Genomic DNA, 13,995 nt, shown 5'->3' with positions numbered 1-13,995 from the left:
TTGAAATCCTCTAAAGCAACGCTGACAAAATGCGATCGCAGAGATCCATCGTACCTACATTGTCGCGTCCGTTTGATCGGGGAATAAGACCATATCTGCAGCAGTCCATGAAATGCGCCATTTCGCCAACGAAACCACGCAAATAGAGATCTCTAAAACAACCTGACATCGCTGAGGCAGATGGGGTAAAAACGGTATCATGCTCTTCAAGTGATTGCCATGGCGTAAGGTCTGTTGTTAATGATTTATGGACGGTAAGCGTATTTATTTCATCTGCACACACAAATCCGTGATCAAAAGTGACAAGCATACTTCGCTTTCACGTGACCACGCATTCATGCCTGAAAAATAAACACTTCCAACAATTCCATTGTCAAACTTCAAAGAAATACTTTGAGATATACACTCGTTATTGTTATTCCTAAACCCTGTGACTTGAGAAACCTCACCGAACAAATGACGCATCAGATCAACAATGTGAATAGCGACAAGCTTCATGAAATCTTCTTCATTTTGGCAAATGGCGTACTGTCTACAGCGAATTTGGTTTGGAAAGAACGCACAGTTCCAAGTGTTCCATTCGTAATCAACTCTTTTAATTTCATGTAAACAGGCGCATAACGTTTCATAAATCCTACCATTAACACAACTCCGGCTTGCTCAGCAGCATTGGCGATTTGAGCTGCTTCCGAGGCATTCCAACCCAGCGGCTTATCCACATATACATGTTTTCCGGCTTTTATACAATCCAACACGAGGGATGCCTGATCATGGGGTTGAGCTACAACAACCACTCCTTCGCAGTCTTCATTTTGCAGCATAACCTTATAGTCGTCATAAGCTGTGCCCGTGCTTCCAAAACGCTGAAGAGCAGCTTTTGAACGTTCCATACTCCGTGTAGAAATGGCCAGTATCTCAGCTCCTGCTTCAACAGCTGAAGGAAAAATATTGGTTGTTGCATGAAATCCTGCGCCTATAAAACAAAGTTTAGATTTTCTCATGGGTATCCCCCGTTCATTTTCTAACTGCTTGAACTTTTTCCATACCTTTATCTTTTGCGCGCCCTACTTGGGTTATGTTTAAAATAGAATATTTACAAATTAAAAAAAAGGACATTCGTCCTTTTTTGAATACGATTATGATTCGGATGGCTGACCCCTATAATCAAGCGTCGATTTTTTGGACAGATTCGCCCTTTACTAGCGTTACGTAAATTCGCTCGGTTTCAACAGGCTTGTCGTCGATAAGCTTCAGCAGCTGCTCGGAGGCAAGTGCCCCCCATTTATGCTTCGAGTAATCGATTGTAGCCAGACGAGGCTGCGTGTACGACGTCAGCTCCATATTATCGAATCCTATCATATGAATGTGTTTGCCGATCACATAATTAGTCGTAGATATATAGTTATATAATCCTATGGCCATTTCGTCATTTAAGCAAAAAACAGCGACAGGCCCTCGATATTGCTCAACAATAAGCTTAGCTGCCTGCTCACCGGCTTCTTTATTGAAATCTCCTTCGATTTGAGTATAGATCAGCTGATCATACCGATCGACGATTTGCTTGATCGCCTGCAAGCGCTGCTTGGAATCATAGGACCCCTTAGGGCCCGTAACCGAATAGATCCTGGTATGACCTTGTTCGATCAAATATTCCATGGCTAACGTCGCTCCCGCTTTATTATCAAGCAGTACCTGATTCACGTTCGGGTGATCTAATTCACGATCCAGAACTACTATTTTATTTCCGAGATCGGCATATTTAAGCAATTCTTCACTGGAAAATGTCTCATCCAGAACGATTGCGCCGTCAATCATGCGCTCTGGAAGCATAGAATGGGACCTTTTACCGCTGCATACGATAATGTCATATCCTTTTTGGTTTAAACCTTCCTTTACACCTTGCAGTAAATCTCCGTAAAAAGCGCCGCTGAAATCAGTCAAATACACGCCAATGATTTTGGATTTTCTTTTCTTCAGCGTTCTTGCTGCCGCATTCGGAACGTAATTTAATTCTTTGGCTATCGCTAAAATTTTGGCACCCGTCTCGTCGGTAACTTTCGGGCTGCCGTTCAGCGCATAAGATACCGTTGAAATCGAAACACCAGCCTTTTTAGCGATATCTTTTATACTGATCATGGCACTCGCCCCCTACTCAAAGTCACTCGCCGACTGCCATCGGCGAAAGACCTCAATCTTCATCTATAGTTCATTTCCTTATTGTCTAACTTCGATCCAAGAAGAGCATGTAGCCATTTTACATAAAAATTTCGATCGTATTGGTATCATTCGACTGGTTGCGTATAAATTCCTGCCGCGGAATGCGGACACCGCCTTGGCGATATCGGTTGAACGAAGCTTCCGCTGCCACTTCTTTACCGTTCATCATTACTCGCTGGACTTTATCGCCGCCCAAACGGTAAATAAACGTAACGGGAACTCCCATACATTCATAATCGAATCGCAGTCCGTCCAACTGCTGCGGGAGCACGGGATCGATCATCAAATCTCCCTGCAATTGGCGAATACCGAGAGCTCCTGAAATAAGCTGATTCATATAAATGCCAGGACCGCTGGAATAAATTCTCCATCCGCCTTTGACCGGTACGGAGCCGTCACGTAGTCGTTGAAAGCCGGACTGCGCTTCATATCGGTTATTGAACTTGCCGTCCGAGCTGCTGAAATACGCATTGCTTTGGCGCAGCTCTGCATTCGGTACGACATGCCTAAGCCCCACAGGGTTGATCATTGCAAGACCTTTCCATACCTCGTCTACTTTACCGAGCTTAGCCATCGCCTCTACATATCGAATATGGGCATGCACGTATTGCAAGCCAACCTCTCTACCGAAATTCGCCGCTTGCTCTGCTCTTTTAAAATGGGAGCTGACGCCGCCGTCATATTTGGCAGGGCGATTCATTAACCGAACACCATCCGGACAATATAGTTTTTCCTTAATAATTGCAAAATGCTGCTCAGCCTGCTCCGGCGTCAACAGCTCGGCAATCATGCTACGAGTCATAGGAAGCAAACGATACTCAATGCCTGTTTTCGTATCCGATGGATGCAGCATCAGCTCCGCCTTCCCCGGCTCTTCCATATAGACAAAGCCCGGAATGACTTCCGACTGAAGCATATAGCGAGAGTAATCCGCTTTGATGCCTTCCGCCATATCCTGCAGCTCATCCGATGTTTCTCTATCTATCTCTCTCAGTACCTCGGACAATTGTTGAACAACTTGGTAGGTCAAAGCAACCGTCCAACTGCTTATCATGTATTTCTTCAGCTGTGCATTAGCCGGTTGGAGCGTATCGTCCCAATCGCCATCGCCGTAGGAGGATAAGTGCGTGTCATGCAAAAAGTGCCGCTTGATATACGCGATTTCTTTTTTGGCATGCTCCAGCACGGTAGCTGTTTCTTCCGTAAATGTGAAGCTTTCACGATCTGTATAAGGGACTTGTTCGCTCAGAATGGCATAATCTTGGGTTGCCTTTAAATAATCGCCAAGCACTTTTAACGGCCATACGATGATATCTCCATGGCTCTCTTCCTGCTGAATGTGAAAATAACGATCGAACATGAACCACTGCGGCCAATTGCCTTCATCCTCATATTGATGAGCAAATACCGTGGTTACAATCTCCCGTACAGCCTCATATTTTTGCGTAGCCATGAAATACTCGGTTGGACCTTGACATACATCACGTGTTCCCCAGGCAGCCCCGCCATACTGCTCAAGACCATGAGGCACGGAGAAATGAACAAGCATGTTGTGCGTATACCACCAAGCGAGCGTATTGACTTTATTCACTTCATCCGGAATATTTCCGTCAAGCGTCAAGTGAAAGCCATTCATAACTCCCTTGTAAAAAGCCCGATAACGCTCGATTTCTGCTTCTGTATCGATAGCTGCGAATGGCAGCTCTTCCCCATCTAAAAGACCTTGGACGGCAGCTGTCCATTCACTACTAGCGCTGAGCTCAAGCACAACAAGCGAAGCGCTGCCCGGCTGGATGCCAGAAACGAGGCTTCGTTCATCTGTCACCTTCATCTGCGCACCCGTAATCTGCATCCGGTAGCTCAAGTTCGGGTAAGCACCAGCACTTAGCGCTGCGGCGTCTGCATAAAAAGAAACGGTGTTCTCCTCATCCTGACGCATACCGAATGGAAGCTCATACTCATTCGCATTCATAGATATATGATTGGTGATCAAATAGCGATAGGCTTTGCCGCTTGAGGAACGAACATGCAGCCGAACCTCAGGCGTGTCCAAGGTTGTATAATTCGTAATCACAAGTGTATCTGCTGCTGTTTTATAGAACCAGCGGGCATAATTAAAGCCCATTTCAAACATCGACGGCATCGTCAATAGACGGTATTCGCCCTCTATTTCTACATAAATCCGTTGACCAGACGTTTTCGATACGTTCAGCGCGTCGCGGGCATTCGTCATCATTTTATTGAAAGAGGTATTGCCAACGACCAATTGCGAGTTAAAAATCCCATACATAAAGGAGGTGGTAGTCAGGACCTGTTCGTTCATCCTATCATTGCGGCCGGTCATCAGAATATGACCGTGCGGACGCTCGACAAGCAGTTCTTTTTCTTTCAGCACAACATGCTCATGCCTGTCCGTAAAGAAAGATAGCAGCGATTCACCGTCCCGTTCTTCCTGATGGCGATTTGGAAACAGATAGCCGATTTCCTCCATCGTCATGGATAGGGTTTGCAGCGGGGCTCCCATGTGAGGAGCCAGACCTGCTTTCTCGATATGCTGCTCGCATTCGATCGGTTCGTCTTTAACCTGATTCCAGGCTTCCTCTATGTCTTTGCTGTATTCAAGTGCTGTTACAGCTGCAGGATGATCCTCTTTGAACAGTCCATAAAAAACATAACGAGCATCTCCATCCAATATGATCTGTTCGGACTGCAAGGCTGTATAAGCGAATTCATACTGATAAACCTCATTAGCCAGGTTATTTTTCGTCCATATTTCCGGTATGTCCGTTTCTTTATAGCTTAATCCAAAAAATTGAAAACCGTCTGTTGAATATCCGATTGCCTTGGTCATAGCCCCTTGCTGCAAATAAGGGAACTTCCCGCTCTGCGGCATATTTTGACGTGAACAGACGACAAAACCTTGCTGTTCATCCTCAAAAGTCGCGTGATCGATATATTGCGACAAATACGCTTCATTACTGCGGACCGCACCTTGATCAGCGATGCCCAAGTCTTGTCCGTAGACAATATCGATCGTCTTATTCCGGCCTTCGACATGAACATCCCAGAACCACACACCATTCGCTGTCAATCTAAAAACGACTTGATATCCGATCCCTTCCGCTTCACCTTCCCAAATCACCTGATGCTTGGCATAACGCACGCGGCTGGCAGAACGAATGCCAAGCAGCGGCACAGTTTGAATGCCGGATGCCTTGTGAAATCGCAAATACAAGTTATTCAACGAGCCGTCGATAGGGTTGGATAAGCGCTGATTAATCATCGTTTCATGATGCTTCGCCTCATACAAATCGCCGCTGCTCAAGAAAGTGAACTTGAGGTTCCCTGCTTCCAATTGAAAGGTCTCATTCTTTATTGCTGTCATCTATCTCACTCACTTTCGTTACTTCTCTAGTCGAAATCCCAATTCTACCGTGTCTCTGCTGTTCGGTCCGATGAATGCTGTAAAGGCGCCCGCATCGCTGGCAAATTGCAAATCAGCATGGTAATAGCGGAGCTGATCTTCGGTTAACGTAAATGTCACCGTTTGACTTTCTCCGGACTGAAGCTCGATTTTCCGGAAGTCCTTCAATTCCTTCACGGGACGGACAACATCTCCCGCTAAGTCGCGTACATAAAGCTGCACAACTTCTTCTCCCGCCGTCTTTCCCGTGTTCGTCACTTTCATTGTTAGGTGCAAAGGACGCTCCAGCGTCATCGTATCCGCGGATATAGCGGCATCGCTGTAAGTAAATGTCGTATAGCTCAAACCAAAACCAAACGGCAGCAGCGGTTCGTTAGGAATATCCAAATACTGCGATACATATTTGACCTGCGCATCAAGCGCATCCTTTGGGCGACCCGTATTAAAGCTGTTGTAGTAAACCGGAATTTGACCAACTGAATAAGGGAAGGACATCGTTAACCGGGCAGAAGGCTGAACATCCCCGAACAGCAAATCAGCAATCGCCGCGCCGCCCTCGCTCCCTGGGTACCAAGCTTCCAGCACAGCATCGACTTGATCGTAGACGCCATGCAAGTCCAGCGGACGGCCGTTGAAGAGGACAGCTACCATCGGTTTGCCAAGCGGTTTCAACTTTTCGATCAATCGGAGCTGTACTTCCGGCAGGCGTATATCCGCTCTGCATCCGGCTTCGCCGCTCATATCCGAATCCTCGCCTAGTGCCAATATAATGACATCGGCTTCACTTGCCGCTTTCCACGCTTCCTCCCACTGCTCCGGGGTTTCTGTTTCAATACCGCAGCCCGAGGCGACTGTCAGCTGAGACGTGCTCAGCTTCGTTTTCAACCCGTCATACAACTGCACAGCTTTCTCTTTGGAGCCGAGCCACGACCATGGTCCTAAGATGTCGCCACTTTGGGCGAATGGACCGATCAGCGCCATATGCTGCTCTGGGCGCAGCGGCAGTACCGCCTCATTCTTCAATAAAACACACGATTTGGTCGCCAACTCACGGGCAGCCGCACGATGATCCTCGCAAAAAACAACTTCCTGTTCACGCTCTGGATCGGCTCCCCGGTAAGGATTATCGAACAAACCTAGCTTTTCTTTCAATTGCAGGATGCGCAGCACAGCTTCATCGATTAACGCTTCATCCACCGATTGTGAATGGACCAAATCCGCCAAGTGATTCATATAACAGGTTGTCATCATCTCGATGTCTACGCCTGCGTGAATCGCCTTGCGTGCCGCTTCGGCTTCATCCTCCGCCACTCCATGGGGAATCAATTCCTTGACCGCTCCCCAATCAGAAATAATAACTCCGTCAAACTTCCACTCTTCTCGCAAAAGGTCGCGCATCAGCCGTTTGTTGCCGCTCGCGGGAATACCTTCAACCGTATTGAACGAGGTCATCACCATCTCGCATCCTTCATCAAGTGCTGCCTGATACGCTGGCAAGTAAAACTCGCGAAGTTGGCGTTCTGACAGATCTACCGTGTTGTAGTCTCGCCCGCCTTCCGCCGCGCCATAGGCGGCAAAGTGCTTCACACAAGCTGCCACTCTATCGGTTTCCTTCGTCAAATCCGATCCCTGAAAGCCGCGAACGAACGCCCGTGCGAACTGGCTATTCAAATAGGGATCCTCTCCGGTGGACTCCATCACTCTCCCCCAACGAGGATCGCGCACCAGATCGACCATCGGGGCAAACGTTACGTGAACCCCCGATACAGATGCCTCTTTCGCTGCAATCGCAGCGCTCTTTTCTGCTAATTCCATGTCCCATGAGCAGCCTATGGCCAAGGGAACCGGAAATATCGTCTTGTATCCATGAACGATATCCGCCATCACTAGCAGTGGAATACCTAACCTATTGCTGCGCAAATGCGCCTTCTGTACGTTGATAACTTCTTGAGCTCCCGCCAAGCCTAACACAGAGCCCGTATTTCGGACCGTCTCATCTGTAATGCCCATTGCAGCCATAGGGCCAGTTATTTGCCCTGCGCTCTCCGTTCCCTCAAAAAAAGGAACCGCCAGCTGCAGGAGTTGGGCAATCTTTTCTTCCAGCGTCATTTGTTGAATGTAGGAATTTAATTGTCGTTTCATCTATTTACGACCCTCCATCTTAGGGATAAGACCTATCAAAACATCAATCGAAACGTTTCTATTCAAACTAAATGGATTATAAAACGTTTCTTCACTTACGTCAATTATTACAGGTTTCACAAAAAAATGTAATAGAAACGTTTGTATTGATGGTAAAATCCATTTAAAACCAATTAATAAAATAGGTTGAATACGATTACATTTTGTTTTATACTAGCATCGAAACGTTTCTACAAATCATTTGCTTTGTTTATTTAGACATAGTATACTTCAAATCGAAACGTTTCTATTTTCAATATTTATATCTGGGGAATCTGGGAATACTCTACAGTACAGGAGGTGTGTGTGCTTCGTTTCGCTCATAAAATTACAGGCTGCTGATTTCGGAGTTCCTTCATTTCACATACACCTGCATGTGAGAGCCACCTTTGACTGAATGGCTATAACTAAATCATTTATAAACGAGAGGACGATTACGATGTACAAAAAAACGATACCAACCACACTACTAAGCACCCTTCTTCTAGCAAGCGTTCTGACAGCGTGTTCATCATCTAACAATTCAACATCCCCTTCTTCAACGGGAAGCACCGACAAACAAGTGAAATTAACGGTATGGGGAATGGGCGATGAAGCCAAATCCCTGCCAACCATAGTCCAGGAGTTTGAAAAAGAAAATCCGACAATTAAAGTGGAAGTCCAAGCTCTTCCTTGGAGCTCCGCGCATGATAAACTGCTGACTGCTATTGCTTCCAAGTCAGGTCCTGACGTTATCCAAATGGGAACCTCTTGGATACCGGAATTCGCAGCAGCAGGCGCTTTGATGGATCTCACACCTTATATCAAACAATATCCGGAATTTAATCCAGACAATTTCTACACAGGATCAGTCAACACCACTAAATACAAAAATTTGACTGTCGGTATTCCATGGTATGCAGAAACGCGTGTTCTCTACTACCGCACCGATTTGTTGAAACAAGTCGGTTATAACGAAGCGCCCAAAACATGGGACGAATTGCAAGACGCCGCCAAAAAGCTGACTGCACGCGGTAAGGGCAAATACGGCATCAACATCGATCCTGCAGAGGGAACACTAGGCTTTATGTTCGCTCGCCAAAACGGCTCCAAGTTGTTTGATGATCAGAACAATCCCTTGTTTAATCAGCCTGAATTTGTTGAAGCCATCGATTACTTAAACAGCTTCTTTAAAGATGGAACGGCTCCAGTCGATCTTGGTTTGGACGTTATCCAGGCTTTTAAAGGCGACGCTATTATTCCCATGTTCATCAGCGGCCCTTGGATGATTAATCCGATCAAAGAACAAGCTCCTGAATTAGAAGGCAAATGGGCAACTGCAGTTCTTCCTACCAAGAAAAACAATATCTCCGCTCTTGGCGGGTCTGACTTGTCCGTGTTCCAGTTCAGCAAGAACCAAGAAGCGTCCCTGAAGTTCATCGCCTTTATGAGCAAACCTGACACACAGACACAATGGAGAAAGCTTACAAACTCGCTTCCAGCTGTTCTCAAAGCATGGGAAGATCCTGCGCTTAAAGATGATGCCAACTATCAAATCATCAGCAAACAGTTAAAAAGTGCTGAACCGATGCCGCTTATTACTTCTTTTGAACAAATCTCCCAGAAATATATCACTCATTTCGAACAGATTTATCGTGGAAAAGCTAACGTGCAAACAGAGATGGATACCTTAAATGCGGAAGCTAAACAACTTCGAGTAAATAAACATACAAAAGGATGACGACAGTAAAAGACTGTCGTCAATGCCTATTAATCTCTGACATAACTGTATGTATATAAAGGATGTGACTGTATGAAAGGTATGCTGAATAGCAAAGCGCCTTATCTCTTTATTGCGCCCACGATTATTTTGCTTGCTCTGTTTTCACTGCTGCCGATCGTAATCGCTTTGGTCATCAGCTTTACCAATATGGATTTGGCAGGCTTGGCCAATTATTCAAACATTAAATTCATCGGCTTTCACAACTATATCGATGTTTTGAAAGATCCTCTTTTTATTAAGGCAATTACGAACACACTGTTCTACGTTATTATCGGTGTGCCGTTAGTTCTTGTTTTATCGCTTTCCATTGCATTGCTTATCAATTTCGGGCAGGCACGTATTTTCAAAGTATTTCGCGTCATTTTTTATATGCCGTCTGTTACAAACGTTGTAGCGGTTGCCGTAGTCTGGAGTTACTTGTACAATCCGTCGCTTGGGTTGTTCAACTATCTGCTGGGCTTGATTCACATGCCTGCCGTTCCTTGGCTGACAAATCCCGTTATGGCCAAAATATCACTTATTATTTTAGCCTTATGGAGAGCCATCGGGCTCAACATGATCATTTTTATCGCAGCCATTAAAGGCATTTCCAAATCTTATTACGAGGCAGCGCAAATCGACGGAGCAAGCAACTGGAAGCAAATGACGAGCATTACCCTTCCCATGCTGCGCCATGCCATTTTCTTTGTCTCCATTACCACCATGATTGGTTGGCTGCAGTTTTTTGAGGAACCGCTCATTATGACAAAGGGAGGCCCGCTTAACGGGACAACTTCCGCTGCTTTGTTTATATATAATAACGGCTTCCAATTCAGCAAATTCGGATACGCCGCGGCGGGCTCCTTTATTTTATTTTTTGCGATTATTGCAATCACATTAATACAGTTTAAATTTCAAAACAAAGATGCTGACATATAAAGAATCATGGAGGTGAAACGATTGGCAACGAGAACTGCAGGTGAAAAAACGCTGCAATGGCTGGTCGGGATTATTTTGACCTGCTTCGGCATTTTGACGGTGCTCCCGTTTGTGTGGATGATCCTGTCCGCCTTCAAAACAGAAAGTGAAGTAAAACAGCTGCCTCCTACGATGTGGCCGCATCATATCACACTGGATAATTTTCATAACTTATTTGTCAACATGCACTTCGGTATTTATTTAAGCAACACCCTTGCTATCGTGTTCTTTTCGTTTATCGGCTTGTTATTGAACGCGATGGCTGGCTTCGCCTTTGCCAAATATAAGTTCAAGGGTAAGGACAAACTCTTTTATTTGGTGCTGGCTACCATGATGATTCCCGGCCAGGTCACGATGATTCCCGTTTATCTTATTCTTAATGAAATGCACCTGACGAATACGATGGCTGGCATTGTGATGCCCGGTTTGGTCGGGGCTTTCGGTATTTTCTTGTTTCGGCAATTCATGTCGGCCATTCCGGATGAATTGTTGGAGGCTACCCGTTTGGAAGGAGCCAGCGAGTTTAGAGCGTTCTTTCAAATAGTGCTACCCATTTCCACATCTATATTGGCCGTACAGGGTATCCTGACCTTTATTAGCGGATGGAACAGCTTCCTCTGGCCTTTAATTATTGCAAATGATGAGAAGCTTTACACCTTATCCGTGGGTCTCTCTTTGTTAAAAGGCCAGTTCGGCACCAACTATGCCCTGCAAATGGCTGGCTCCGCCTTTATGGTCGTTCCGGTTATCATTGTATTTGTATTCTTTCAAAAATATATTATCGAAAACTACTCCATATCCGGGATGAAATAAGGAATATATGAAGGCAAATACATGAAAAAGCGAAAATCCCCGCCCTCATATAGAGAGCGGGGATTTCTTCAGTTAACTAGCATTTGTGGTGAATGAACAACCCACGAGTAATGATGACAAGCAGGATGAAAAGAACAAGAATGCTGCCAGCAGAGTTGTTGGTGGAGCAGACCGATACAGGCTGTACAGCTACCGGATGGTGGTGGTGATGGTGGTGTGGGTGGTGTGGTTTAGGAAAAACAACAGAAGTTTGTTGGTAGGAAGCATGAAGATGGATGTCATTATGAACCGGTTTGTGCATGATTGGGGCTGGTTGTTGCATGATTGGCATTGTCATCGGCATAGGGGCAGGCATGGGTTGAGGAGCTGGCATTGACATCGGTTGTACGGGATAAGTTGGGGCTACATATCCTGGTTTTACATATTCCATGAAAAGCACCTCCTTTATTTCGTGTACTCAGGTTGTTGTTATTAATGTTAGGTGAATAGCTTACAACATCAGTCTATGGGGGAGCACCTACCGTGAACACGGTATATACCCAGATGACCCAAAAATGGTCAGCTGTCATGGGCGAACGAGCTATTTTGTATGAGGATAAACGACTCCGTCGTCCTTCTAGGACGACGCGTTTGTCAAGGTAGATGCGAAGAAAAAGTATAAAACGTATACTTTTTTATCTACTGAGAAAACCTGAGACTACGACTAGGTCCTTTAAAAATTGCTCAGCCTACGATATGTCGGAAGGATCTTGCCGCCGAGTCATTTATTCGTGTAAAATAATCGTGATAGGATCACGGGTCGCGAAGCACACAGACCGCTCTCTCCAATAGGAGATGGGCGGTTTTTTCTTTAGGTACGATGAACAATAGGTGGTATCGAGATGCTATTTGACGCATGCTACGAGAATTTTATGCAGTTGCAGTTACTGACGAGGTCCGGCGAATCTGCCTGAGGAATAGCTAGAGCATACATTGTCAGTAGGGGATATAACGAAGAGGAAATTCCTGCAATCGTGCAGGCTTTTTTAATCGAAATGGCTTATTCATGAGGATTTCCTGCAAATGTGCAGGAATTCGCACGGATTATGGACCCAACTCATACAGGAGCTGACAAAACATGTAGATTCGCATGAATGTAATCACGCGAATCGATGAGTAGAAAAAAAAGATGTACAATTGCAGTAATTTTTATCATTCTCTTCACAATCCTTGCTTTGGAAACCAATGCAACGAAAACCATTAGTTCAACAAATATAGATGGGTGGAAGGTGCTTCGCTTCGCATATGATGACATAAAAGAGAAGCCACGTCGATGTCAGCAATTGATCCTCCAAATGATGGGCAGCTGGTTTGGTGAGGAACATTCTGGTCCGGCGTTAACATTGGAAGAAAGAGAAATTCTGAGAATTGCCGGACAATCCAATGAGCCCCTCCTGCCAAAAACCATTTCACAGCGGCTGCACATTAGCAGAAACCATGCCGGTAAACTGCTACGGAGGCTTGCTCACATGGAGCTATTACGACCTGCTTCAGGTACTACATGCATTCGCTCTTATACGTTGTCTGGTATACACCGAGGCTTCTACGGATAGCGGTTTAACGAGGTATGAATAAGCATGCTAAGCTTGCTTATTCATTCTAATAACGGGGGACCTCGTGAAATAAGACCACAGCGCATGCTTATTATCTGCACAACGTTACATTTCAGATGCCTTTACGAACATTAAGCAAGCCTATGGACCTCCGTCAAGAAAGTGGACACAAGATAAGATAAATTTCAAGAAATCATGTCGTTCATGTTAAAACGAGCTGCAAAGTGAGAAGGCGACATATACCCCAGCGCGCTATGGATTCGTTTACGATTATAAAAAAGCTCGATGTACCGAAAAATCTCTTCATAGGCTTGTCCCTTGGTTTTGAATTTGGTGCAGTAAATCAACTCTTTTTTTAGTATGCTGTGAAAAAATTCGATGCAGGCATTGTCATAACAGTTCCCTTTACGGCTCATGCTCGCTGTCATCTTGTAAGTCGTCAATTGATTGCGATACGCAGCCGAGGCGTATTGGGAACCACGATCCGAATGATGAAGGAGTCCCTTACTCGGTTTCTTGGCCTTGTACGCGTCGTTCAACGCACCTAGGACTAAATCCATTGTCATCCGTTCACCGAGCCGCCAGCCTACGATTTCACGGGTACACAAATCGAGGATGCTCGCCAGATAGAGCCGACCCTCGCGGCATGAAATATAGGTGATGTCAGCGACCCACACCTGATTTGGTCTGGCAGTGGAAAACTGCTGATTCAGCAGATTAGGCGCAATCGGAAGATCGTGATTAGAGTCGGTTGTGGCGACTTTGAACTTACTTGAAACACAAGAACGCAGACCCAACTCCTGCATGTATACACCTACCGTACGCTCAGCTACCCTATAATGCTCCTGGTGAAGCAGGTGGGTAATCTTTGGACTTCCATAGCGCTTGTGGGTGTCGTGAAAATGGTAGGTGATCCGCTCTAACAGCTCATCTTTGCGCTTGGCCTGCTGGCTGGGTTTGGCAGAGCGCCACTTGTAATAGCCGCTTCGTGATACGTTTAAAGTGTCACACATCTTCTCCAATCGAAACTCTGAGCGATGATTTTCGAG

At 45.6% G+C, this 13,995-nt stretch carries 8 protein-coding genes and 2 pseudogenes; 4 read left to right on the top strand and 6 right to left on the bottom strand.

What is annotated here, in order from left to right:
- Positions 1 to 10: 10 nt before the first annotated feature.
- The 4 genes and pseudogenes from FU659_RS17155 to FU659_RS17140 form a co-directional block, all read right to left on the bottom strand.
- A pseudogene (locus tag FU659_RS17155) lies at positions 11 to 1,001 on the bottom strand (Gfo/Idh/MocA family protein).
- A 163-nt stretch (positions 1,002 to 1,164) separates the two neighbouring features.
- Positions 1,165 to 2,136: a LacI family DNA-binding transcriptional regulator gene (locus FU659_RS17150; RefSeq protein ID WP_147948691.1), complete on the bottom strand. Its 972-nt coding sequence runs from the start codon at positions 2,134 to 2,136 to the stop codon at positions 1,165 to 1,167.
- Positions 2,137 to 2,254: 118 nt separating this feature from the next.
- On the bottom strand, positions 2,255 to 5,602 hold the full coding sequence (locus FU659_RS17145) for a GH36-type glycosyl hydrolase domain-containing protein (protein WP_147948690.1): 3,348 nt from the start codon (positions 5,600 to 5,602) through the stop codon (positions 2,255 to 2,257).
- An 18-nt stretch (positions 5,603 to 5,620) separates the two neighbouring features.
- Positions 5,621 to 7,783, bottom strand: a complete 2,163-nt coding sequence (locus tag FU659_RS17140; RefSeq protein WP_147948689.1) for a glycoside hydrolase family 3 N-terminal domain-containing protein — start codon at positions 7,781 to 7,783, stop codon at positions 5,621 to 5,623.
- Positions 7,784 to 8,261: 478 nt separating this feature from the next.
- Between FU659_RS17140 and FU659_RS17135 the strand changes: the two genes are divergently transcribed.
- From FU659_RS17135 to FU659_RS17125, 3 genes are all read left to right on the top strand, one after another.
- Positions 8,262 to 9,542, top strand: a complete 1,281-nt coding sequence (locus FU659_RS17135; RefSeq protein ID WP_147948688.1) for a sugar ABC transporter substrate-binding protein — start codon at positions 8,262 to 8,264, stop codon at positions 9,540 to 9,542.
- Positions 9,543 to 9,614: 72 nt separating this feature from the next.
- A complete protein-coding gene (locus FU659_RS17130; protein ID WP_147948687.1) occupies positions 9,615 to 10,502 on the top strand; it encodes a carbohydrate ABC transporter permease in 888 nt (295 codons plus the stop codon).
- A 6-nt stretch (positions 10,503 to 10,508) separates the two neighbouring features.
- A complete protein-coding gene (locus FU659_RS17125; protein WP_147948686.1) occupies positions 10,509 to 11,354 on the top strand; it encodes a carbohydrate ABC transporter permease in 846 nt (281 codons plus the stop codon).
- Between the two features lie 76 nt (positions 11,355 to 11,430).
- Here the strand turns inward: FU659_RS17125 and FU659_RS17120 are convergent, their stop codons facing one another.
- On the bottom strand, positions 11,431 to 11,784 hold the full coding sequence (locus FU659_RS17120; RefSeq protein ID WP_147948685.1) for a hypothetical protein: 354 nt from the start codon (positions 11,782 to 11,784) through the stop codon (positions 11,431 to 11,433).
- Positions 11,785 to 12,505: 721 nt separating this feature from the next.
- On the opposite strand from FU659_RS17120, the gene FU659_RS17115 reads away from it, so the two are divergent.
- Positions 12,506 to 12,946, top strand: a complete 441-nt coding sequence (locus FU659_RS17115) for a helix-turn-helix domain-containing protein (protein ID WP_187274203.1) — start codon at positions 12,506 to 12,508, stop codon at positions 12,944 to 12,946.
- A 185-nt stretch (positions 12,947 to 13,131) separates the two neighbouring features.
- Here the strand turns inward: FU659_RS17115 and FU659_RS17110 are convergent.
- Positions 13,132 to 13,986: pseudogene (locus tag FU659_RS17110) on the bottom strand (IS3 family transposase); the annotation flags it as partial.
- Positions 13,987 to 13,995: the final 9 nt, after the last annotated feature.

This window comes from Paenibacillus sp. N3.4 (assembly GCF_008017805.1).
Lineage (GTDB): Bacteria > Bacillota > Bacilli > Paenibacillales > NBRC-103111 > Paenibacillus_E.
The sequence above is the reverse complement of the archived record's forward strand: the minus strand, read 5'-3'. Positions and strand labels throughout refer to the sequence as shown.